The following is a 21784-nucleotide window of genomic DNA, read 5'->3' as shown; positions in this document are numbered from 1 at the left end:
CGTGACACGGAGCATGGACGAATCCGGCCCGGTGGGCGGTGGACCGGGCCGGGGAGTGTTCGGGGCGGCGGCCGGCATGGCGCTGGGGTTCGCAGGCTGGTTCGGCGGGTTCGGGGCGTTTCTCGTGGTCGCGTCGCTCGGTGCGGTGGGATGGTTCGCCGGGCACCTGGTGGACCGGGGCACCGGTCTGCGCGAGTTCCTGGACGCGGTGACGGGGCGCCGGCCATGACGGTCCCGGCCACCGGGCGTGGCAGGACGACGGTGGCGCCCCGCGCCGTCCGACGGATCGCCGAGCGGGCGGCGGGCGAGGCGCTGCCCGACGGCGGTGTGGTGACTCGGGGGTCGGCCTCCGTGCGCGGCGCCTCGGCACGGGTCTCGCTCGGCGTGCGGCTGCCGTATCCGGTGCGGGCCGATGAGGCGGCAGGACAGGTCCGTGAACACGCACAGACCCGGACGGCCTCCCTCACGGGCCTGTCCGTTCCGCACACGGACATCCGGATCGACGCGCTCTCGGTGCTTCCGGCACCACCCGCCCGGCAGCCCGCGGACGGTGAGCCACCAGCGGCCGACGATCCGGCTCGCGAGGCGGAGCACTCCATCGGGAGCGTGGGCAAGGGTGGCCGCATCCGGGCGCAGCGCCGGGTCCCCGCTGCGGTGACGGCTGCCGTGGGCGCCGCCGGCTGTGCGCTGCTCCTGGTGGATCTCGTCGCGGTCCGGCTCGGCAGCACGCCCGCCGCCTGGCGGACCTGGCTGGTCGACTGGGCGTCGACACACGGCCCGGCGGACACGGCGGTACGAGTCGGCGGGGTGCTGGCCGCGCTGATCGGGCTCTGGCTGCTGGGGTGCGCCCTGCTTCCTGGGTTGCGACGCGGGCTGGAGATGACCGTGCCCGCGCCGAGGCTGCGGGCCGCGCTCGACCGTACGGCCGCCGCCCGGGTCGTCCAGGACAGGACCACCGCCGTGCCGGGGGTGGTCCGGGCCCGGGTGAGCGCGGGGCGGCGGCGTCTGAGAGTGCGGGCAGAGGTCGGGTTCGGTGACCCGGATCAGGTGGAGGCCGAGGTGGTCCGGGTTGTGGGAGTGGCCCTACCGGAGCTGGGACTGACGCGGACGCCTACGCCCCGGGTCCGGATCCGGGTGCGGGCCCAAGGTGAACTGCACGGGCAGCCACCGTCGACCGAGGAGCCGACGGATTCCACGGCAGCCTCGACGGCTTCGGCTTCGGCTGAACGGAAAGAGGTGTGAGGGGATGTCGGTGATCAGGCGCGGCGTGGTCAACCGGTCGCTGCTCGGTGCCGTCGGGTTGGTGCTGATCGTGGGCGGCGGCTGGCTGGCCGTGGGCGACGGTTCGGCGTGGGGCCCGGTGGGAGACCGTGTGCCGCGCTGGTGGCCGGCACCTGCGGCGGACGGGGTGTTGCTGGACCGAGAGCTGCTGGCACGGCTCCGGGAGAACGGCTGGTGGAGTCCCGCCGTGATCGCCGGGCTCTCTGTCGTACTGGTGCTGCTGGTGTGGTGGTTGGCCCGTCAGGCGGTGTCGGGCGGGCCTCGGTGGGCGGTGCTGCCGCGGACCGGGCCGGTGCTGCGCAGGCGCGCGTGGGAGCGGGCGATGACGACGCAGGTGGCGGGGATCGACGACGTGGCGCGTGCTCGGGTGCGTCTGGTGGGCCGACCGCTGCGGGCAGCGGTGACGGTCGTCGTGGAGCCCGAGGCCCGGCCGACAGAAGCCGCGCGTTCCGTGGCCGGAGTCATCACGGACGCCCGCGACAGCAGCGGCGTACAGGCCCTGCCCGCCGACATACGGATACGGGTCGCGAACCGCCGGGAGCGACGGACCCGCTGAACCGCCGCAGACCTTCTCCCACCCGCCACCCCACGAAATCTACTCGCGAGTAAGGTAGGGGTTCCGGGATGTCGGCCCCACGGTCCGTACGGCACCCGGACGTGGTCCGACGACGGCCGTGGACAAGGAGTCGCGCCATGCCCCGCACCATGTCCGTAGCGGACAGCATCGTCATCGCAGCCACCCCGGCGCAGGTCTACGAACAGCTCAGCGACCCTACGGCGATGGGGCGTTGGAGCCCCGAGAACCGGGGAGCGACCGTGCGTGCCGATCGGCGCGGCGCATACGTCGGCATGGTCTTCGACGGCCGGAACAAGCGCGGCGCTGTGCGCTGGACGACACGGTGCACGGTGACGGCGGCGGACCCCGGCGAGCGCTTCGCCTTCCGGGTACATGCGATCGGCCTCCGACGCCCGGTGCTCCCGGGGCCGATCGCCACCTGGGAATACCGTTTCGAAGCGGTGGACGGCGCGACCCGGGTCACCGAGACCTGGACCGACGACCGCCGTCGCTGGCCGGACTTCCTCGCCAACGCCTTCGACCGCATCGCGACGGGCGGGAAGACCTTTGCGCAGTTCCAGGGCGGCAACATCCGTACGACGCTGAAGCGTCTCAAGGCAGCACTGGAGGCAGACGTCCGGGGTGCCGGGAGCTAGGCGGCCCAGTGCGGGGGGCGGCTCAGGGAGGTGGGGAGTGCTGTTTTCGCGTTGCCCTTGGCGGCGTTGAGCTGGGCCTGGGTGAGGAACAGGCTTCCTGTCAGGTCGGCGCCCGAAAGGTCGGCGTCGCGGAAGTCCGCACCGATGAGGTCGGCCAGGCGGAGATCGGCGCCGCTGAGATCGGCGGCGATCAGATAGGCCCCGCGGAGGTCCGCGCCGCGCAGGTCGGCGCCCCGCAGCCGGGCCCCGATGAGGTCGGCGCCGCGGTGGTTGCGCTTCTTGCGGCGGGGCGCGGTGGCCCGGACGAGTTCGCTGGTCCGCAGAAGCAGCCCGGCGACCCGGTCGCGGTGACCGGCGACGTCCAGTTCCGCGAAGTCGACGGCGGGCCGCTCGGTGTGCCGCTCCGTCGCTTCCAGGGCCCGGCGGATCTCGGCGTGCAGGGGGCGTGCGGCCGGCAAGGTGAGGGCTTCGGTGAGGTACCACAGCAGTTCATGGAGCTGGCGCATGACCGGGAACACCTGGAACATCTGCGTGGCGAGGTCGGGGGACGAACGCCAGTCGCGGCCTCCGTAGGTCTCCTGGGAGACTTTCTGCCCGGCGCCGAAGCAGTCGTACACGGTGCAGCCGGAGAAGCCCTTCGGACGCAGCTGGGTGTGGATGCCGCAGCGGAAGTCGTCCTGGAGGTTGGGGCAGGGGCGTCCGGCGTCCTTGTCGATCGCGAAGTCCGACGAGGCCGTCAGCGTGAGCGCGACGCAGCAGAGAGCGAAACAGTTCGTGCAGTCCGCGCGCAGAGATTCCCGTCCGTCGTCGGGCACGGCGGTCGGATCGTTGTCGGGCACGGGTGGCGGGTCCTCGCGTGGATGGTGCTGCGGAAAGTCCGGGTGTAGGGCGCACGAGTCTACCGAAGCGCCGGGCAGTGGCGCTCCGGGTCGGCTTCCGCCGGTGCACACTGGGCGCCGTACGTATGACGAGGGGGACGCATGGGCACCGAGGAGAGCACCGGATTCGAGCCCGCCACCGGCGACGGCCCGGCGGCGGCCGAGCCCCCCGAGGCACGGGCCGCATCGGTGCGGACGGCGTTCGAGGGGCTGCTGCAGATCCGTCGCCTCACCGGTGCCGGGCGGCCCGACCCCGAGGCGGTGCCCGCACCGTGGGAACTCAACCGCCCGGTCAGGGCGGTCGCGTTGGCTCTGGAGAGTTCAGGGGCGACACCGTCGGCCGTCGATCCGTCGGGGCTCCGGGTATCGGCCGGATACCGGGTGAGCGGCGGGGAGTCGGCGGGTTCGGTACGGGTCGAGTGGGCCGGGCCGCCCGGCAGCGGCGCCGCTCACGACGAGGAGGAGGCGCTGGCCGACTGTGCTTCGACCTTGCGCGGACTGGGCTGGACCGTGCTGCTCTACCGGGGGCCCCGCAGACGGCGCTATCTGGAGGTGGAGCCGCCGAGCGGGTTGTCCGGCGGGCACGGCCGGGCTTGAGGCCGCGTTGTCAGACCCATGGGGGATGCTTGACGGCCAGACAGCTCTGAGGAGGAGATGCCGAGATGGACAACGACGAGCTCGCCGCGGCGCAGGCGTACGTCCGCCTGTTGGAGGCCACCCGAGCAGCGCTCGCCGACCCCGACGACGCACCGGTCTACCTGCCGCTGCTCACCTCCCCGATGCGGGAGGCCGACCGTGCTCTGCGCAGTGCGGGACTGACGGGTAACGAGGATCGGCTGTTCGCTCTCGTCCGGGCGCTGCAGCCGAGCCTTTCCGGCAGCGGCAGATAAGACGCGTCGGACAGGCCTGCGCCGGGTGGGTCCGAGCCGGGTCAGCCCTGTGCGCCGGGTGAGTCCTGGCCGGCCTTCCCCTCCCGCGCAGGGGCGCCCGTGGGCAGCGGAGTGAGCCCGAGTTCCTGTTCGCCGAGGCCGAGCGGCGCGAAGAACCGGGCGACCTCCTGATCGTCGACCTCGGCGAGCGAGCCCGGCTTCCACTGCGGGGCGTTGTCCTTGTCGATGATCCGGGCACGCACCCCTTCCACGAAATCGGGGTGCTCGAACGCCCGGCTGGAGACCCGGAACTCCTGGTCGAGAACGGCTTCCAGGCTGTCGAGCCGGGCTGCCCGGCGGACCGCGGCGAGCGTGACCTTGAGCGCGACAGGTGACTTGGTCAGGAGTTCGTCCGCCGCGGTCCGCGCCTCGGGAGCACCGCTCCCGCGCAGTTGTCGCACGATCTCCTCGACTGTGTCCGCCGCGTAGCTGGCGTCGATCCAGTCGCGCTGGGCGGCGAGCTCACCGGCGGGCGGATCCGTGGCGAACCGCTGGACGATGCCCGCCACGGGCGTGCCCGTGGCGGCAGGGTCGCCCAGCGCTTCGATCAGGGCCGGCAGCAGGCGGGCCGGGACGTGGTGGTCGGCCAGACCGCACAGCATGGCGTCGGCCGCTCCGACGGAACGGCCCGTGAGGGCCAGATGGGTGCCCAGTTCGCCGGGGGCGGCGGCCAGCAGACGGGTGCCCCCGACGTCGGGTACAAAACCGATCGCGGTCTCGGGCATGGCGACGCGTGAGCGTTCGGTGACGACACGGATTCCGGCGTGGGCCGACACCCCGACCCCGCCGCCCATCACGATGCCGTCCATCAGTGCGACGTACGGCTTGGGGAAGCGGGCGATCCGGGCGTTGAGGCGGTACTCGTCACGCCAGAACTCCAGGGACGCACGCCCCGAGGCCCGTGCGTCGTCGTGCAGGGCCCGGATGTCGCCGCCTGCGCACAGGCCCCGGTCGCCCGCGCCGGACAGCAGCACCGATTCGATCGCCTCGTCCTGCTCGGCGTGGGCCAGGGCCTCGTCGAGGATCCGCACCATGGTGTGGCTGAGGGCGTTGAGGGCTCGCGGGCGGTTCAGTGTGAGGTGCAGGCAGGTGCCCCGCGTCTCCAGCAGGACGGGCCGGTCGTCGTTCATGCGTGCGCTCCGCTCGCTGGGCTCGTGGACACCTCGGACACCGTCCATGGTGGCGGACGGTCCTCGGCGGCCATTCTGCGACCCTCGGATCGAGCCGGAAGCGGTGGGGGCCCTTGCGGGGCGGGCCGCTGTGGCACTCCGATGGATACGGCTCGACAATTGAGGCCTACGGGGTGCGCCGACGCAGGCCCCGCCGGGCGACCTCCGGAGCAGGAATGACCGACGACGAACGGCGGCAGGACGCCGAAGCATCTCCGCTCCGCCGGATCGACCGGAAGACCAACGGTGAGATCCGGCCGACGGAACGCCTCGCCATGAACCGGACCGGCAGCTTCGACTGGGATCTGGACACCCGCACCCTGGACATCGACGAGGCCGGGCTCATGGTGTTCGGCGTGGATCCGGCGACGTTCGACGCACGTCCGGGCGCGCTGATGGAGCGCCTGGAACCGGCGGAACGGGCCCGGCTCGACGTCACGATCGACGAGGCCATCACCGGCGGCAACAATTCCTACAGCGTCCACTTCCGTGTACCGCTGGACGACGGGACCACGCAGTGGACCCATGTCCAGGCCCGCATTCTGCGATCGAAGGACGGCAGGGCCCACCGGATCGTGGGGGTCGTCCGGGACGCGACGGCGGAAGTCACCCATTCGGCCTTCGTCCTCGATCTGGAAAAGCGGCGGCAGCGCCAGACCAATATCGTTGAACGCACAACGAGCGCCATGTCCCGTGCGGTGACCGTGGACGATGTGACGGCCGCCCTCACCGGCCCCGGCGGACTGGCCCGGCTCGGCGCGGACGGTCTCGCCCTGGGGCTCGTGGAGAACTCCGCGCTGAACATCGTCGCTCTGAGCGGCGAGTCGCTCGAGGTGCTCGACGGTCTGGGCTCCGGTGACCTCGACCGCAACCTCCCCCTCGCGGACACCATCCGCAGCGGGCGCCCCCGGTTCATCACCTCCCTCGCCGCGCTGGCCCGGCGCTATCCGGAGCTGGAGCCGCATCTCGGGAGGCTCAGATTCCGGGCGGCGGCGTATCTCCCGCTGGTGGCCCAGGCCCGTTCGCTCGGCGGTCTGGCCCTCTTCTACCGCGAACGCACGGTCTTCAACGCGGACGAGCGCATTCTGTGCCTGGGGCTTGCCGCGATCGTGGCCCAGTCGCTGCAGCGGGCGATGCTCTTCGACGAGGAGCGTGAGTTCGCCACCCAGCTCCAGTCCGCGATGCTCCCGCCCCGGATACAGGACGTCGAGGGCGGTGAGATCGCCGTCCGGTACCACGCCGCGTGGAGCGGCCGGCAGGTCGGCGGCGACTGGTACGACGTGATCACCCTGCCCAAGAACCGTTACGGGCTGGTCGTGGGGGACGTTCAAGGGCACGACACCCACGCCGCCGCGATCATGGGCCAGTTGCGCATCGCCCTGCGCGCTTACGCCTCCGAGGGGCACCCTCCGGCCACCGTGCTGGCACGGGCCTCCCGTTTCCTCTCCGAACTCGACACCGAGCGCTTCGCCACCTGCACATACGCCCAGGTCGACCTGGCGTCCGGAACGGTGAAGGTCGTGCGGGCCGGGCACCTCGGCCCCTTGATCCGCCACGTCGACGGGCGGGTCGGCAGTCCGCAGGTGCGCGGCGGGCTGCCGCTGGGCACCTCCACGGACCTTCTGGACGAGGAGTTTCCGGAGACCCGGCTCGACCTGGTGCCCGGTGAGACGTTCGTGCTGTACACGGACGGGCTGGTGGAGGAGCCCGGAGCCGACCTCGACACCGGGATCGACGCACTGCGCAACGAGGTGAGCGCCGGACCCGCCGGAGCCGAGGCGCTGGCGGATCATCTGTCGGAACGGCTGTGGGAACGGTGGGGGTCGGGCGACGATGTGGCCCTTCTGGTGCTGCGCCGGAGCCCGGACGTCGGGTCGACGCACGCGCCACGGCTCCACCAGTACATCCACCAGGCGGACCCGGAAGGACTCTCGGACGCCCGCGCGATCGTGCGCCAGGCACTCGCCGACTGGGACATGGCCGAGTTCGCCGACGACGCGGAGCTCGTCACGGGCGAGTTGTTGGTGAACGTCCTCCTGCACACCGAGGGCGGGGCCGTCCTGACCCTGGAGGTGCTGCCCGAACCGGTGCGGCGGATCCGGCTGTCGGTCCAGGACCGGTCCAGCGCCTGGCCCCGTCGACGTACACCGGGCGAGACCTCCACCTCCGGCCGGGGGCTGCTTCTGCTCGACGCGGTCGCGACGCGGTGGGGCATCGAACCCCGTGGCGAGGGCAAGGCCGTCTGGTGCGAGATCGGCCCCACTCCCCCGACGCCCGCTTCCCCGCCGTCCACCGCGCCGCCGTCGACGATCGTGGAGCCGTGACGAACGAAGAGGGGTGTGTCGCAGCACCGTGGTGCTGCGACACACCCCTCGACCACGGCTCGTACGGCCTCAACCGTGGCTCGGGCGGCCTCGGCCGCCGGTCCCGGACGGGCTCCGGCCGCTCTCTGCGTTCCTACGGCTCACGAGGCCCGCCGCCCGGTGTTGCCGGCGCCGCGGGCCGGTGAGCATAGGAGCGTCAGTTCTGGGCGGTACGCCGCTTGCGGACGGCCCAGAGAATGCCGCCACCGGCCAGCAGCACCGCGACAGCGGCGCCACCGATGACCGGCGTCGACGACGACGAGCCGGTCTCGGCCAGGTCCGGCGTGCTCGGGCTCGGGGCGGGCGCTGCGGGCGCGGACTCCGAAGGCTGCTCACTGGGGGTGGCGCTCGGCTCGGGCGGCTCGGTGGACGGCGTCTCCGACGGGGCCGGCTCGGTCGGCGTCGGCTCGGTCGGCGTCGGGCTGGGCTCGTCGCACACCTCCGCCGTCTTCGAGTCGTCGAGGGAGTGCTTGCCGTCGCCGTCGGCGTCCTTGACGACCAGTCGGACGGTCACCGGCTTGTCGTGGTCGGGGAGCGCCAGCTTCTTGTGGAACTCCCGGCCGAAGGTCTCGGTCGGAAGCAGGTCCTTGCCGTCCACCGAGACCGTCACCGTGTTGGGGACGTCGCTCGTGTAGTTGGTGAGGTCAACGGTGACCTCGGAGCAGGTCACGGCCCAGGTGGGGGTGTGTGCGACGGCCGGACCGGCGGCGATGACGCCTCCGGTCAGACCGACGACCGCAGCGGCCACGAGTGCTCCCGCGCCACGCCACGATCTCCTGGGTATGGTCATGGATTGTTCCTCCAGATACTTCTCATCGCCCGAATGGCGGTGGGGCGCACAGTACTGCCATCGCCCCGGAACGGCGCATCCGCCCCGTGCGTAGTTCCCGGCACCAACTCGGTCCATATCCGCGCTACTTCCGGCAAGGCGGGCAGGCCTCTCGCGGAACTGTCCTTCGGTGGTGGCCGAATGAGAGGGTGGGTTGTGCATCTATCTGCCGCCGCCCACGCGCCCGAGCCTGGAGCTTGACCCGTTCTATGCGCATGCTGCTGATCCGTCACGGCCAGACACCGTCCAACCTCGGCCACTTCCTGGACACCGCGCACCCCGGCCCCGGCCTCACCGACCTGGGTCTGCGGCAGGCGGCGGCGCTGCCCGGGGCGCTCGCCGGGGAGGACATCGCCGCGTTGTACGCCTCCACCCTGACGCGTACGCAGCTCACGGCCGCGCCGCTGGCCGCGGAGCGGGGCCTGGAGGTTCTGATCCGGGACGGGATCCGGGAACTGTCGGCCGGTGACCTGGAGATGCGGGCCGATATGGACGCCGCCCGGCAGTATCTGACGACCGCCTTCTCCTGGTCGGCCGGGGACACCGGCCGCCGGATGCCCGGGGGCGAGAACGGGACGGAGGCACTGGCCCGCTTCGACGCGGTGGTGGCCGAGGCGGCGCGGGCCGTGGAGCACGGGACCGTGGCCCTCGTCAGCCATGGTGCCGCCATCCGCGTGTGGGCAGCCGCCCGGGCGCGGAACGTGACGGTCGAGTTCGCCGCCGAACACAGCCTGGACAACACGGGTGTGGTGGTGGTCGAGGGATCGCCGGACTCGGGATGGACGGCCACCTCCTGGGCCGGGAGGGTCGTTCCGGGGGTCACCGCGAGCGGCCGGGCGGACGGCGGCCCGGCCGGCCGAACGCTGCCGGTCACGGAGCTGCGACCGGAGCAGGGACCGACGGGTGGTCAGCCCATCGTCTGACCCCCGCGCCCTCTCCCCCTCATGGCGGCAGGCTCACAGGGGCACGCTCGAAGAGGCAGACCCATTGATGCTGGGCAAGGGGAAGAGACGCCGGCGTCACAGGGCCTTGTGCATGATGTGCAGCCCCACATAGCCCTGGGTCGGGTGGTGGAAGCCCTCCGGGAGAGTGCCGATCACGTCGAACCCGATCGACCGGTAGAGCTTGACGGCGTAGGTGTTGGTCTCGACCACCGCGTTGAACTGCATGGCCCGATACCCTGCGGCGCGAGCCCAGTCGACCGTGTACTCGCACAGCGCGCGCCCCACTCCCCGGCCGGAGTGAGCGGGGTCGACCATATAGGTGGCGCTGGCTATGTGGGAGCCGTTGCCCATGTGGTTGCGGTTCATCTTCGCCGTACCGAGCACCGTCCCGGCATCGTCCACGGCGACGACCACCCGGCTCGGCGCCGGGACGAACCACCATCCCTCGGCGTCCTCCTTACCGAGATCGAGCGGATAGGTGAGGGTCTCTCCCGCGGAGACGATCGAATGGAAGAAAGGCCAGATGGCGGGCCAGTCCTCGGGGGTAGCTTCCCTGATCAACATCCGGACAGGATGGCCTATCCGTACGAGCGGCGCCATGTCTTATCCGGCGCCCCGCCCACGCCACCCCAGCCTGGCCAGCAGCCCCTTTCCGGTCGGCAGGCTCACACCGGCGGCCTCGCTCCGGACGGCCGGCACCGCCCGGGCTTCTCCGCCACCGCCACCGCCGGGGCGCGGGGCCGGCCGGTCCTCGCGCGCGGCGTCCAGTTCCAGCGTCAGATTGATCCGTCGCCAGAGGATCTCGTCGGGGTCGTCGGCCGGCGTCAGCTCGCCCATGGCCTCCCTCGCCGCCAGGGACGCCGGCCGTCCGAAGACCGGCTCCGGCCGGACCCGTACGAGATAGGCGCGTTCATAGGGGTCGTCCACCACCTCCGCCAGTTGTACGGGGTCCAGTGCCGACGCCTGGACAGCCGCCCGCGCCCAGGGGTCCGGCGTGCGGCTCAGCAGCCGGTCGATGCGCTGCGAACGCCAGTTGCGGGCCCGCCAGTCGGCGCCCGACTCCAGCATCGTGCGCATTCCCGGAGGCGTCCGTCCGGCGAGCAGTTCGGGTTCCCGGCCGGCGAACGCGGCCAGTTCGTCCGCGAGGTAGAGCCAGACCACCGCGCGATACCGGTTCAGATAGAACGTGACCGGTGAGAAGCAGCCCGCTCGTGCCAGCCGGGTGAACCGTGCCGGAGCGATGTCCAGCAGGGCCGCGCCCGCAGCCGTACCGACGGTGCGGACCCGCTCGGCCAGGGAATCGGGGAAGCCGGGCTGTTCCCGCAGGCGCGCGATCTCCTCCTCCGGCACCCGTGGCCGCCCACCGCCCGATGCGCCGACGACCGCGATCAGTCCCAGATGCACCGCGAGCTCGAACTCCGCGCGTCGTAGGCCCAGCTCCTTGGCCGCGCGTCCGGCCGCGACCGTACCCGCCGGGGCGGCACACGAGGTGCGCCCGCCCTCGGACGCTGCGCCCGCACCCTCGGCTCGTGGCTCGTCCGCCCGGATGTCCTGCGCCCGCGCGTCCTGGGTCCCGGTGTGCGTTCGGAACACTTCCCTGACCGTCATGACTGTCCTCCCCCGTGGGCTCGAATACTCTCCGTGATCACGGTAGCCCGAGGGAGTCATCACCCGTCAGCCCTGTGGATAACTCTTCACCGGCGACGGAAGTTGCAGGTCAGAAAGGTTCGACGTCCTCGGGCCCGCCCTGGCGGACGGAGACGCCGAGGTGTTCTCCGACCCGGTTGACGAGCAGGGTCATCTCGTAGGCGACCTGGCCGACGTCGGCTTCGGCCGCCGTCAGCACACACAGGCAGCTGCCGTCGCCCGCGGCCGTCACGAAGAGCAGGGCCTCGTCGAACTCGACCATCGTCTGGCGGGCCCGGCCCGCCCGGAAGTGGCGCCCCGATCCGCGCGCCAGGCTCTGCAGCCCCGAGGAGACCGCCGCCAGATGCTCCGCGTCCTCACGGGCGAGACCGGTGCTGGCCCCGGTGACCAGCCCGTCGTTCGACAGCACCAAGGCGTGCCGTATGAATTGCACCCTGTTGGTGAGATCGTCAAGGAGCCAGTCAAGTCCCCGGTCAAGCGGCATGTGCTCGTCCTCCCCGTACCTTCGTTCCCCGTGCCCCGCTACGCGCGTAAGCCTCGCGCAACGGCCCCGTGGGGGCAAGCGCCCCTCACCGCCCGGGGTGCCGCTTCGCGCCATGCGGGGATCGGGCTCAGGATGGGCCCATGGCACACCACATGACCGATGAAGAATGGCGGGCCTTCCTCTCCGAGGGCACGCGCACGGCGAAGGTTTCGACAGTGCGGGCCGACGGCAGTCCGCACATCGCACCCGTCTGGTTCCTTCTCGACGGCGACTCGGTGGTCTTCAACACCGGCAAGGAGAGCGTGAAGGGGCGCAATCTCGCACGCGACGGGCGGGTCGCCCTGTGCGTCGACGACGACCGGCCTCCGTACGCGTTCGCGGTGGTGCAGGGGCATGCCGAGCTGAGCGAGGACCCGGAAGAACTCCTGCGGTGGGCGACGCGGATCGCCGGCCGTTACGTGGCGCCCGACGTGGCCGAGGAGTTCGGCCGACGCAACGGCGTGCCCGGCGAACTGGTCGTGCGGGTGCGGATCGACAAGGTGGTCGCGATGGCGGACATGGCCGACTGACGGACCGGGGTTTCGACGCCGCGCCGTCAGCCGACGGAGGCGAGGAGCCGGGCGGTGTGCACCCGCCCGGCGTACTCGACCGTACAAATCAGGACTTCTTTTCCGGAGGCCCGGTCCCGGGCGTCGCACGGCACGACCGGCGTGCCCGGGTCGAGGTCCAGCGCCCGCGCGACATCGCGCTCCGTATGGTCGGGAGCGCCGGGGAAGCGGTTGACGGCGACGACGAACGGTATCCGCCTGCGCTCGAAGTAGTCGACGGCGGCGAAGCAGTCCTCCAGCCGCCGGGTGTCGGCGAGCACGATCGCCGCCAGGGCGCCCTCGCACAGTTCGTCCCAGAGAAACCAGAAGCGGTGCTGGCCCGGGGTGCCGAACAGATAGAGGGTGAGGCCCTCGTGGACGGTGATACGGCCGAAATCCATCGCTACGGTCGTGGTGGCCTTCCGCTCCACCCCGTCGGTGTCGTCCCGGTCCCGGCCGCTCTCGCTCAGCGTCTCCTCCGAGTACAGCGGGCGGATCTCGCTGACCGAGCCGACCAGGGTCGTCTTCCCGGCCCCGAAGCCGCCCGCCACGACGATCTTCAGGGTGAGCGCGATGTCCTCTCCGATCATGGGCGTGCGTCCCTCTCTGTCTCTCTTCAGGAATCGCTTCGGGCGTCGGGCTGCGGGGCTCAGGAATGGTTCGGGCCGACAGCATGGCAACCCGTCGGCCTCGTCCGAGCTGGTTGATCGTTCTTGACCGATGCGACTTCGCCATGGTCGTTTCTTGCCGCATCCCGACCTCATTACGTCCCTCTTGGACGAGCCGGATGTCCTGCGCCCGCCCCGGGCCCTTCCGGAGTGGCCCCTACACTGGTCTTTTCGGCTGCCTGGAACGGGCAGCGGTGCCGGGCCCGCGCAGACGGTCCGGGGACGAGGAGATTCGAGCGTGTCGACAGGTTCCGGCGGCGGTTTCCAGGATCCGCCCGCGGAGGTGCTCGCGGAGGCCGCGGCGGCGTTCGGGCTCCTGGCGACTCCGGCACGGCTGCACATCGTGTGGGCGCTGGCCCAGGGCGAGAGCGATGTGACGGGGCTCGCCGAGCGGGTGGGCGGCACGCTTCCCTCGGTCAGCCAGCATCTGACGAAGCTGAAACTGGCCGGTCTCGTCCGCTCCCGCCGCGAAGGCCGACGGCAGGTCTATCTGGTCGACGATCCCGATGTGGTGACGGTCGTCCGGCTCATGGTCGGCCAACTGGCCGAACGCGCCGGGCACGCCTCCCAGGAGCCCGTCCGCCTGCGTGAGCTCGGTGCCTGAGAGCAGTTCAGCCGCGGGCTCCGGACACCTCGCCGCCGCACCGGCCTCCGTCACACCGTTTCCCGGCGCGGGCACCGGCACGGATTCCGCGGCAGGGTCCGGCGGGAGCCTCACGGCCATCGCCCCGGCCTCCGGCACCGGCCCCACCGCTCTGCAGACGCTCCGCGCTCTCGACAGCGGGCCGCGCGGGCTGCTGGAGGCGGAGGCCGAGATCCGGCTCGGCCGGACGGGCGAGAACGTTCTGCCCGCCCGGCGGCCCGTGCCCTGGCCCCGGCGCTTCCTGCGCAGCCTCCGGGACCCCTTCACCTCGGTACTGCTCGGCCTCGGCCTGGTGTCGGCCCTCGTCTCCGCCTGGGGCACCGCCTGCGTCATCCTGACGCTCGTCGCGGTGAGCTGTCTGCTGCGCTCGGCCGAGGAACACCGCGCCGACCGGTCGACCGCGGCACTGCGGGAGCTGGTGGCGACCACGGCGACCGTGGTGCGCCGCGCCTCGGAAGAGGCTCCTCCCCTGGAGCGGGAGGTGCCGGTCGCCGACCTGGTGCCGGGGGACGTGATCCGGCTGCGGCCGGGCGATCTCGTACCCGCCGATGTGCTGCTGCTGCGCACCGACGGCCTCACCGTCCATCAGTCCGCGCTGACCGGGGAGTCGGTGCCCGTGGTCAAACAGGCCCTCGACGTCCCCGACCCCGCACTGTCCGGGGCCGGGCCGTTCGCGCAGCCGCAGTGGTGCTTCCAGGGCAGCAGTGTCACCTCCGGCAGCGGTACGGCGGTGATCGTGGCCACCGGTGGGGAGACCCGGTTCGCCGCCGCCCACGAGGGGCGGGCCGGGCAGCGGGGCGCGAGCGCCTTCGACCGGTCGGTCCAGGGGATCTCCTGGACCCTCATCCGCTTCATGCTCCTGACCCCGCCGTTGGTGCTGATGGCCAATGCGGCGCTGCGTGGCCGGGGCCTGGAGACACTGCCCTTCGCCGTGGCCGTCGCCGTCGGGCTCACCCCGGAGATGCTGCCGGTCATCGTCACGACGACGCTCGCACGGGGCGCCGCCCGGCTGGCACGCACCAGCGGAGTGATCGTCAAGCGGCTCCCGGCGCTGCACGACCTGGGTGCGGTGGATGTGCTGTGCCTGGACAAGACCGGCACGCTGACCGAGGACCGGCCTGTCGTCGCCGGGGCGACCGACGGTGCGGACCGGTCCGATCCGGACGTGTTGCGGTGGGCTGCGGTCAGCGCGCTGTGGACACTCCAGCTGGCGGAACTGCCCGCGGCCGACGCGCTGGACGAGGCGGTGCTGGACGCCGCCGAGGCGTGCGGTCCGCCCGCTGCCGGGCAGGTGGATCCGGAGGCGTACGAAGGTGTCGCCGTGCTGCCCTTCGATCCGGTGCGCCGCGTCGCGACCGCCGTGGTGCGGAGGCCCGGGCGGCTCGGCGTCCACACCCTGGTCACCAAGGGCGCCGTCGAGGCGGTGCTCGACCGTTGTGCCATGGACGGGGAGGAGCGCGACCGGCTGCTCGCCCTGGCGGACCGGAAGGCCGGGACCGGGCTGCGCCTGCTGGCCGTGGCCCGTGCCGACCGGGTGGCACGGGCGGGCGCGTACACCCCCGCGGACGAGCGGGGGCTGACCTTCCTGGGTCTGGTGGCGCTGCGGGATGTTCCGGCTCCGAGCGCCGCCGACGCCCTCGGGGTGCTCGCGCGGCGGGGGGTGAGCGTCAAGGTGCTCACCGGTGACCATCCGGGCACGGCCGCCCGGGTGTGCGCGGACCTCGGTCTGCACCCGGCGGGGAGGCCCGGGCCCGACGATGTGGTGACGGCCGAGCTGGTGGACACCCTGTCGGACGCGGAGCTGGTCCGGGTGGCGGACCGGGCCACGGTGTTCGCGCGCTGCACCCCCGAGCACAAGGCCCGGATCGTCTCGGCCCTGCGCGCGGGCGGCCACACGACCGGCTTCCTCGGCGACGGCGTCAACGACCTGCCCGCCCTGCACGCCGCCGACGTCGGCATCTGCCCGCGCAACGCCGTGGATGTGGCCAGGGAGGCGGCCGATGTCGTCCTGGCGGAGAAGGACCTCACCGCGATCGACCGTGCGGTGCTGGCGGGCCGGCGCAGCAGCGGGAACATCGCCACCTATCTGCGGATCACGCTCTCCTCGAATCTCGGCAATGTCATCGCCATGCTGACGGCCGGGCTGATGCTGCCCTTCCTTCCCATGCTCCCGGCGCAGGTGCTGGTGCAGAACCTCTGCTTCGACGCGGCGCAGCTGGCGTTCGCGTTCGACCGGCCGGCCGCATCGGTCCTGCGCCGCCCCACCGCCCTGCGGCCGCGTGACTTCCTGCGCTTCATCACGGGTTTCGGCCTGCTCAACGCGGCCGCCGACCTCGCCACCTTCGGGGTGCTCGCGCTCGCCCTCCACAACGCCTCCGGGGACGGTGGGGAGGCGGCGTTCCATGCCGGGTGGTTCACGGAGAACCTGCTCACCCAGGCCCTCGTGATGATCCTGCTGCGTACCGGGCGCAGCGCCGCCGAGCGCCGGGCGGGCGGCCCGCTGCGGGCCGCCGCGGCGGGCCTCGCGGCGGTCGGCGTCGCCCTTCCGCTCACCCCGCTCGGGCCGTTGCTGGGCATGAGCGCCCTGCCGCCCCTCTACTACCTGTTGCTCGGCTCGGTCCTGGGGCTGTACGCGGTCGGGCTCACGGCGGCCCGCCGCCGCTACGAGCGCCGCCACCTGCCCGACGCCGCACCGGACCAGGTGACGGAACGGCGGGGAGAGCACGCCGGACACTGAGGGCACCACTCCGAGGGGCGCCCGGTCCGGCCCGCATCCATAGTTGTACAGTTGCGCAATGCGGCAACTGTTGCCGTGCGAACGGAGAGAAGGGCGGGACCAGAATGTTGCGCAACGGCCTGGAGCCCTGGCACCTGCTGATCCTGGCGGTCATCGTGATCGTCGTCTTCGGCTCGAAGAAGCTGCCGGACACGGCCCGCGCCCTGGGGAAGTCGATGCGCATCCTCAAGAGCGAGGCCAAGGCGATGAAGGACGAGAACGCCCACTGACGCGCCATGGCCGGGCGAAGAACAAGCCTTCCCCGGCCTCCTTCGGCCGCCGCTCATTTCACGGCTTGCGCAATCCGGGAACCCGGAACGCCGCGCCGAGCGTTCGTACAGGTAGCGGCCACAAGAGTGACAGCAGAACAGCACCGATCCCCCGGGCACGTACGCGGAGCAGCCACGGGCACCGGATCGCATGTGCGGACCGACGGAACACTGGAGGAATTTCATGGGTGTGACCCTGGCCAAGGGCGGCAACGTCTCCCTGTCGAAGGAGGCCCCCGGCCTGACCGCCGTGACGGTCGGGCTCGGCTGGGACGTGCGGACCACGACCGGCGCCGATCACGACCTGGATGCCAGTGCGCTGCTGTGCTCCGAGGCGGGCAAGGTCCTCTCCGACAGCCACTTCGTCTTCTACAACAACCTCAACAGCCCCGACGGTTCCGTCCGTCACACCGGTGACAACCTGACGGGTGAGGGCGAGGGCGACGACGAGTCGGTCGAGGTCGATCTGTCCTCGGTCCCCGCCGAGGTCGCGAAGATCGTCTTCCCGGTCTCGATCCATGACGCCCAGAGCCGGGGCCAGAGCTTCGGTCAGGTGCGCAACGCCTTCATCCGTGTGGTGAACCGGGCCAACGGCGTCGAGCTCGCCCGGTACGACCTCAGCGAGGACGCCTCCACCGAGACCGCGATGGTCTTCGGCGAGCTGTACCGACACGGCACCGAGTGGAAGTTCCGGGCCGTCGGCCAGGGCTACGCCTCGGGCCTTGCGGGCATCGCATCGGACTACGGCGTCAACGTCTGAGCGGACCGGTCGGGCGTCCGGTGATCGCGCAGCCCTCGCCGGTTGCGCGATCATGTCCCCATGGCCGACGACCACGCTCATGTCCTGGACTTCTTCACCCCGCGTGCGGCCGGCTGGGACAGCCGGTTCCCCGACGACGGACCCGCCTACGCCGCAGCGGCCGGAATGCTGGGGCTGCGCCCCGGTGATGCCGTGCTCGACGCGGGCTGCGGAACGGGCCGTGCGCTGCCCGCACTGCGGGCGGTGGTCGGGCCACGGGGCACGGTGCTGGGCGCCGACCTCACTCCCGCCATGCTGGAGGCGGCGGCGCGGGCCGGCCGAGGGGACAGCGGGACGCTGCTCCGTGCGGACGTCGCGCGGCTGCCGTTGCGCGACGGAGCCCTGGACGCGGTGTTCGGAGCCGGGCTGATCTCGCATCTGACCCGCCCCGGGGCCGATATGGCGGAGCTCGCCCGGGTGGTCCGGCCGGGCGGGGTCCTGGCTCTGTTCCATCCGATCGGCCGGGCCGCTCTCGCCGCGCGTCAGGGTCGCGCCATCACCGACGACGACCTGCGGGCCGAGCCCCGGCTGCGTGAGCTGCTGGCCGGCGCGGGGTGGCGGCTGGAGTCCTACACCGACGAGGACGACCGATTTCTCGCCCTCGCCGCCAGGGAGGCCTGAGGGCCGAAGGCGCGTACGGCCACGTCAGGACGGCCGGGGCGGTCGCATCACTCGGCGGGCGATTGCGACGGCCTGCGGCTGGGAACGGGGCAGCCGCGGACGCCCGGCGTGGGGAACGTACCGAGCTCCGCGATCTCGTACCCCTCCGGATATCCCTTGATCTCGGGGTTCTGGCGTGCGTAGTGGGGCGTCCGCCGGGGCGGCAGAAGCCTGACGGCACGGGCCCGGAGCCGGAGCGCGCCCCTGGTCAGCCCGCGGGCGACCGGCCCCGGGCGGCGGTAGCGGAACGCCCTGAGCAGCGAGTCGTCCAGGAGCGCGAGGCTGGCGCCGCGCACCACCGGGGCGAGAGGCGCCGGATACCAGGACCCCATCAGCGCCAAGGTGGCGTCGGAGACCCGGCGGGCTCCTTCGTCCCAGCCGAAGTGCTCGCGCTCGTAGGCGTCGAGGGTGTTCTCGAATTCCTCGTACGTTCCGGGGAGGTCCTTGATCCCCATGCGGGCGCCGAGCGTGCGGTAGTAGGCGGCGAAGGCGCCCAGCTCGTGGCAGCACAGCCGCCGCCAGCCGAAACTGTCCAGCCAGCGCTTCGGGGTGACGACGAACGTGCACAGGACGTAGCGCATGTCGTCGTTGCTGATGTCGTAGCTGCGGTGCATCTGGTTGATCCGGCGGACGGCCGTGCGGCCTTCGTCGGTCTCGAAACCGTGCTCCACCACCGCGTCGAGCAGCAAGGCCGTGTCGTCGTATCGCTTCTGAGAACGCTCCGTCAACTCCGCAGTCTCGTCGAGGAGTCGGCCGATGCTCGGCACCGCATAGGTGCGGTAGAGGGCCAGTTCGAGGGCGCGGGTAATGTCCCAGGGGAACTCGTAGGTGACGGTGAGGCGGTAGATCTCCAGGAAGTCCCGTTCGGGGTCCAGGCGCTGAATCTCTTTCAGCCGGTCGTACCGCTTCACCATGCTGTTCCCCTCGTTCGGCCGGACGTCCGAGTTTACGCGGAGGCCTCACGCGCGCACCCGGCCCTTCGGCCTTCCGCCACCCGGACGGGGTGGGCCCGGCCTCGGTCCGCCGCTGCTCGCCAGGGCCTCGACGAGGGGGTTACCGAGTAGTTAGGGTGCGCCGACGACCAAGGAACACGGGACCGAGCGATGGGCGGGTGGGCGATGAGCGATGGGGAGGACACCGTGGCCGGTGCGAAGGATGCGGCCGCCGATGACGCACTGCTGGTACTGACCGCGATGCTGCTGACACCCGCGCGGTTCCCGAGCGTGCTGGGCGACGACTACGTGGCCGCGTGCGGCGCGCTCGCGCTCGAACCGTACGAGGAGGGCTACGGCCTCATCCTCGGCCAGGACGGCGAGGGGGCCCGGTGGACCGTGGTCGTCGAGGACGCCTCCCAGGTGGCAGTCGCCATCGCCGCGTGGGACTGCGGCATGGAGCACGACCTTTCCCCCGACGAGCGCTCCATGGTGTGCGCGCTGCCGGGCTGGCCGATGGACCTGGCCGTCTCGGCGCCCGGCGTCCCGGATCCGCACGATCCCGAGACGGACGGGGAGGGACCCGCGCCGCTGGCCCCTCCCGACGCGGAGGCCTGGGGTCCGGCGCAGCGGCGGCTCGGGGCCGACGAGATCGCCGCGCAGTGGTCCACATGGCGTGAGCAGATCGACGACGAGCAGTTCGTACGGCCGGGGGCCGAGGGAGAACCGGAGGGCGCGTCCTCCCCGCCCTCCCGGCACCCCGGCGTACGCAGGGCCCTGTCGGAGGCGGACGGCTATACGAAGACGCCGCCGCCTCCCGGGCGGATCCGTTCCTCGTACGCATCGGCCGACGCACGCACGCTGCGCGTCGACGGGCCGGGGTGGTCGATGGTGGCCCGGACCGACGACATCGCGCTGTTCCTGCTGGACGAGGAGCCGGGAACGGTCATCCCGGTCGGCCGTGGAGCGGCGCTGCCCGGCCTGCTCACCGCCCTGGACGAGCTGGCCGTCCACCCCACGTGACACCCTCGCGGGTCACCCGGGCCGATCCGGGTCACCCGCGCGCCACCCGAGCCGCACGGTTCCTACGCGGTGATCCCGCACAGGGCAGGTCCGGGTCGGGGCTCAGCGGCCGATCTCCTTGCGGTTGATCCTACGGAGCCTGCGCCGCTGGGACGGGTCCAGCAGCAGATAGCCGGCGACCGGAACCCCGATCACGACCAGCAGCGCCCACCAGAATCCGATCAGGGGCCACAGGATGGCTGCCGCGAGCACTCCCCCGATAGCGACCTTCGCACCATTCGACATGGTCCACGCCTCCTTCGCGGCCGGCGCCGCTCCTGTTCAGTGAACGCCTTCGCGCTCCCGTACGTTCCCCGTCGGCCCGCCCTGTCGCAGCGGTTCACCGACCTCGTGCATGTGCGACAGCGCCTGCCGGTAGGACTCGATCAGTCCGGTCTCCGTGTACGGCATGCCGATCGCGGAGCAGTGCGCCTTGACCAGGGGCTGGGCGAGCCGCAGGTTGGGGCGCGGCATGCTCGGGAAGAGGTGGTGCTCGATCTGGTAGTTCAGCCCGCCGAGGAACCAGTCCGTCAGGACGGCGCCGCGTACGTTGCGCGAGGTCAGGACCTGCCGCTGGAGGTGGCCCCAGCGCTCGCCGTCGGGGTCGGGCATCTCCATGCCCTTGTGGTTCGGGGCGAACGCCATGCCCAGGTGGAGACCGAACAGCGCGTGCAGCACCAGAGCAAAGACGATCGCCTTGCCCGCCGAGAGTGTGCTCAGCAGCAGCGCGGCGTAGAGGCCGATGTGCGCGGTCAGCAGCAGCGCCGAGACGGCCCGCTCCCGGAGGGGCTGGCGGCGCAGGAACTGGAAGCCGTAGATCTTCAGCGCGATGCCTTCGAGCAGCAGCATCGGGAAGAACAGCCGGGCCTGGTTCCTGGTCAGCCAGCGGGCGAATCCCTCACGCTGTGCCGCCTGCTTCTGAGTCCAGACCAGCGCGCCGACACCGACATCGGGGTCCTTGTCGATGTGGTTGGGGTTGGCGTGGTGGCGTACGTGCTTGTCGTTCCACCACGCCTCGTTCATACCGAGGAGCAGATTGGCGTGCACGAGACCGATCAGTCTGCTCGTCCTGCGGTCACCGGATATCTGCGCATGCCCGGCGTCATGGGCGACGAAGGCCGTACGGGTCCACAGGACCGCCAACGGCAGGGTGAGGAGCAGGCTCCACCAGGTGTCTCCGAACAGGACGAAGCCGGTGATCAGCGCGCCCAGGGCCACCAGGTTGGCGGCGATGCCGAGGACGTACCGGTCGGTGCGGCGCTCCAGCAGGTCCTGGTCCCGCACGGCGCGCAGCAGCGGCGCGAAGTCGCTTCCCGCCGCCGCCCCCTGGGCGCCGGCGGGGCGGCCCGGACTGCTTTCGTCGGCGGGATCCGCAACAGTGGCTGTCGCCTGGGGCATGGACGTCTCCGGTCTCTGGAACATCTGCGCTGACCTGATCGAACGTACGGATCGGAGGACGGTGGGAGCCATGGCGCCACCACCCTGGTTCCCCTGGGGCAGGCCCCCGGGCCCGATGGTGGGGCTGACTGCACCATCAGGCCCGAAAGAGAGAAAAAGTGACGCACGCCACACAGGCGTGCGGCCTGTCGCCGCGTGAAGTGGAGTACCCTCGGCGACTCCGCCCACTAGTCAAATTTGAGGAATCTGACATC

25 protein-coding genes are annotated in these 21784 nt (G+C 71.7%); 15 read left to right on the top strand and 10 right to left on the bottom strand.

What is annotated here, in order from left to right:
- The first annotated feature begins 1 nt into the window (after position 1).
- The 4 genes from ACSMXR_RS35385 to ACSMXR_RS35370 all read left to right on the top strand — a co-directional run bounded on the left by ACSMXR_RS35385 (position 2) and on the right by ACSMXR_RS35370 (position 2493).
- On the top strand, positions 2-229 hold the full coding sequence (locus tag ACSMXR_RS35385) for a hypothetical protein (protein ID WP_473170808.1): 228 nt from the start codon (positions 2-4) through the stop codon (positions 227-229).
- Positions 226-1242 (top strand): DUF6286 domain-containing protein, encoded by a 1017-nt coding sequence (locus ACSMXR_RS35380; protein WP_473170807.1) that lies wholly within the window; start codon positions 226-228, stop codon positions 1240-1242. Before ACSMXR_RS35385 ends, ACSMXR_RS35380 begins: the two co-directional genes overlap by 4 nt.
- Before the next feature lie 4 nt (positions 1243-1246).
- Entirely contained in the window at positions 1247-1837 is a 591-nt protein-coding gene (locus tag ACSMXR_RS35375; protein WP_473170806.1) for a hypothetical protein, read from the top strand.
- A 137-nt stretch (positions 1838-1974) separates the two neighbouring features.
- Positions 1975-2493, top strand: a complete 519-nt coding sequence (locus tag ACSMXR_RS35370) for an SRPBCC family protein (RefSeq protein ID WP_473170805.1) — start codon at positions 1975-1977, stop codon at positions 2491-2493.
- Here the strand turns inward: ACSMXR_RS35370 and ACSMXR_RS35365 are convergent.
- Entirely contained in the window at positions 2490-3332 is an 843-nt protein-coding gene (locus tag ACSMXR_RS35365) for a pentapeptide repeat-containing protein (RefSeq protein WP_473170804.1), read from the bottom strand. The two genes, ACSMXR_RS35370 and ACSMXR_RS35365, sit on opposite strands and share 4 nt — an antisense overlap.
- A 141-nt stretch (positions 3333-3473) precedes the next feature.
- Between ACSMXR_RS35365 and ACSMXR_RS35360 the strand changes: the two genes are divergently transcribed.
- Both ACSMXR_RS35360 and ACSMXR_RS35355 read left to right on the top strand, forming a co-directional pair.
- Positions 3474-3968, top strand: a complete 495-nt coding sequence (locus ACSMXR_RS35360; RefSeq protein WP_137233158.1) for a hypothetical protein — start codon at positions 3474-3476, stop codon at positions 3966-3968.
- A 65-nt stretch (positions 3969-4033) separates the two neighbouring features.
- Positions 4034-4261, top strand: a complete 228-nt coding sequence (locus tag ACSMXR_RS35355; protein WP_137233159.1) for a hypothetical protein — start codon at positions 4034-4036, stop codon at positions 4259-4261.
- 41 nt (positions 4262-4302) lie between these two features.
- Here ACSMXR_RS35355 and ACSMXR_RS35350 read toward each other — a convergent pair whose 3' ends face one another.
- On the bottom strand, positions 4303-5430 hold the full coding sequence (locus ACSMXR_RS35350; protein ID WP_473170803.1) for an enoyl-CoA hydratase/isomerase family protein: 1128 nt from the start codon (positions 5428-5430) through the stop codon (positions 4303-4305).
- 215 nt (positions 5431-5645) lie between these two features.
- On the opposite strand from ACSMXR_RS35350, the gene ACSMXR_RS35345 reads away from it, so the two are divergent.
- Entirely contained in the window at positions 5646-7793 is a 2148-nt protein-coding gene (locus tag ACSMXR_RS35345; protein WP_473170802.1) for a SpoIIE family protein phosphatase, read from the top strand.
- A gap of 196 nt (positions 7794-7989) precedes the next feature.
- On the opposite strand, the gene ACSMXR_RS35340 is transcribed toward ACSMXR_RS35345, so the two are convergent.
- Positions 7990-8622: an LAETG motif-containing sortase-dependent surface protein gene (locus ACSMXR_RS35340; RefSeq protein WP_050504903.1), complete on the bottom strand. Its 633-nt coding sequence runs from the start codon at positions 8620-8622 to the stop codon at positions 7990-7992.
- Between the two features lie 248 nt (positions 8623-8870).
- Here ACSMXR_RS35340 and ACSMXR_RS35335 point away from each other — a divergent pair, with 248 nt between their 5' ends.
- Positions 8871-9584 carry a histidine phosphatase family protein gene (locus tag ACSMXR_RS35335; protein ID WP_218523608.1) on the top strand — a complete coding sequence of 238 codons (714 nt, stop codon included), beginning with the start codon at positions 8871-8873 and terminating at the stop codon, positions 9582-9584.
- 96 nt (positions 9585-9680) lie between these two features.
- Here ACSMXR_RS35335 and ACSMXR_RS35330 read toward each other — a convergent pair whose 3' ends face one another.
- From ACSMXR_RS35330 to ACSMXR_RS35320, 3 genes are all read right to left on the bottom strand, one after another.
- Positions 9681-10169: a GNAT family N-acetyltransferase gene (locus tag ACSMXR_RS35330; protein WP_137233163.1), complete on the bottom strand. Its 489-nt coding sequence runs from the start codon at positions 10167-10169 to the stop codon at positions 9681-9683.
- A 39-nt stretch (positions 10170-10208) separates the two neighbouring features.
- Positions 10209-11213 (bottom strand): DUF6397 family protein, encoded by a 1005-nt coding sequence (locus ACSMXR_RS35325; protein WP_473170801.1) that lies wholly within the window; start codon positions 11211-11213, stop codon positions 10209-10211.
- A 109-nt stretch (positions 11214-11322) separates the two neighbouring features.
- A complete protein-coding gene (locus ACSMXR_RS35320) occupies positions 11323-11736 on the bottom strand; it encodes a roadblock/LC7 domain-containing protein (protein WP_030627870.1) in 414 nt (137 codons plus the stop codon).
- A 140-nt stretch (positions 11737-11876) separates the two neighbouring features.
- On the opposite strand from ACSMXR_RS35320, the gene ACSMXR_RS35315 reads away from it, so the two are divergent.
- Positions 11877-12305: a PPOX class F420-dependent oxidoreductase gene (locus ACSMXR_RS35315; RefSeq protein WP_103509634.1), complete on the top strand. Its 429-nt coding sequence runs from the start codon at positions 11877-11879 to the stop codon at positions 12303-12305.
- Positions 12306-12331: 26 nt separating this feature from the next.
- Here ACSMXR_RS35315 and ACSMXR_RS35310 read toward each other — a convergent pair whose 3' ends face one another.
- Positions 12332-12913, bottom strand: coding sequence for a GTP-binding protein (locus ACSMXR_RS35310; protein ID WP_137233165.1), 582 nt, complete (start codon positions 12911-12913; stop codon positions 12332-12334).
- A gap of 316 nt (positions 12914-13229) precedes the next feature.
- Between ACSMXR_RS35310 and ACSMXR_RS35305 the strand changes: the two genes are divergently transcribed.
- From ACSMXR_RS35305 to ACSMXR_RS35285, 5 genes are all read left to right on the top strand, one after another.
- Positions 13230-13595, top strand: a complete 366-nt coding sequence (locus ACSMXR_RS35305; protein WP_030084704.1) for an ArsR/SmtB family transcription factor — start codon at positions 13230-13232, stop codon at positions 13593-13595.
- Positions 13588-16371 (top strand): magnesium-translocating P-type ATPase, encoded by a 2784-nt coding sequence (mgtA, locus tag ACSMXR_RS35300; RefSeq protein WP_473172484.1) that lies wholly within the window; start codon positions 13588-13590, stop codon positions 16369-16371. Before ACSMXR_RS35305 ends, mgtA begins: the two co-directional genes overlap by 8 nt.
- Positions 16372-16475: 104 nt before the next feature.
- Positions 16476-16640: a Sec-independent protein translocase subunit TatA gene (gene tatA, locus ACSMXR_RS35295; RefSeq protein WP_473170800.1), complete on the top strand. Its 165-nt coding sequence runs from the start codon at positions 16476-16478 to the stop codon at positions 16638-16640.
- 223 nt (positions 16641-16863) lie between these two features.
- On the top strand, positions 16864-17439 hold the full coding sequence (locus ACSMXR_RS35290; protein WP_103508461.1) for a TerD family protein: 576 nt from the start codon (positions 16864-16866) through the stop codon (positions 17437-17439).
- 60 nt (positions 17440-17499) lie between these two features.
- A complete protein-coding gene (locus ACSMXR_RS35285) occupies positions 17500-18099 on the top strand; it encodes a class I SAM-dependent methyltransferase (RefSeq protein ID WP_473170799.1) in 600 nt (199 codons plus the stop codon).
- A 47-nt stretch (positions 18100-18146) separates the two neighbouring features.
- On the opposite strand, the gene ACSMXR_RS35280 is transcribed toward ACSMXR_RS35285, so the two are convergent.
- Positions 18147-19052: an oxygenase MpaB family protein gene (locus ACSMXR_RS35280; protein WP_473170798.1), complete on the bottom strand. Its 906-nt coding sequence runs from the start codon at positions 19050-19052 to the stop codon at positions 18147-18149.
- Between the two features lie 204 nt (positions 19053-19256).
- Between ACSMXR_RS35280 and ACSMXR_RS35275 the strand changes: the two genes are divergently transcribed.
- A complete protein-coding gene (locus ACSMXR_RS35275) occupies positions 19257-20093 on the top strand; it encodes a hypothetical protein (protein WP_137233169.1) in 837 nt (278 codons plus the stop codon).
- Positions 20094-20195: 102 nt separating this feature from the next.
- On the opposite strand, the gene ACSMXR_RS35270 is transcribed toward ACSMXR_RS35275, so the two are convergent.
- Together ACSMXR_RS35270 and ACSMXR_RS35265 are read right to left on the bottom strand one after the other, a co-directional pair.
- Complete coding sequence (locus tag ACSMXR_RS35270; protein WP_010062402.1) at positions 20196-20378, bottom strand: hypothetical protein; 183 nt, start codon at positions 20376-20378, stop codon at positions 20196-20198.
- 36 nt (positions 20379-20414) lie between these two features.
- On the bottom strand, positions 20415-21530 hold the full coding sequence (locus tag ACSMXR_RS35265) for a fatty acid desaturase family protein (protein ID WP_473170797.1): 1116 nt from the start codon (positions 21528-21530) through the stop codon (positions 20415-20417).
- Positions 21531-21784 lie beyond the last annotated feature (254 nt).

The organism is Streptomyces sp. DSM 106670, from assembly GCF_055792845.1.
This window is presented reverse-complemented; position numbering and strand designations above follow the sequence as displayed.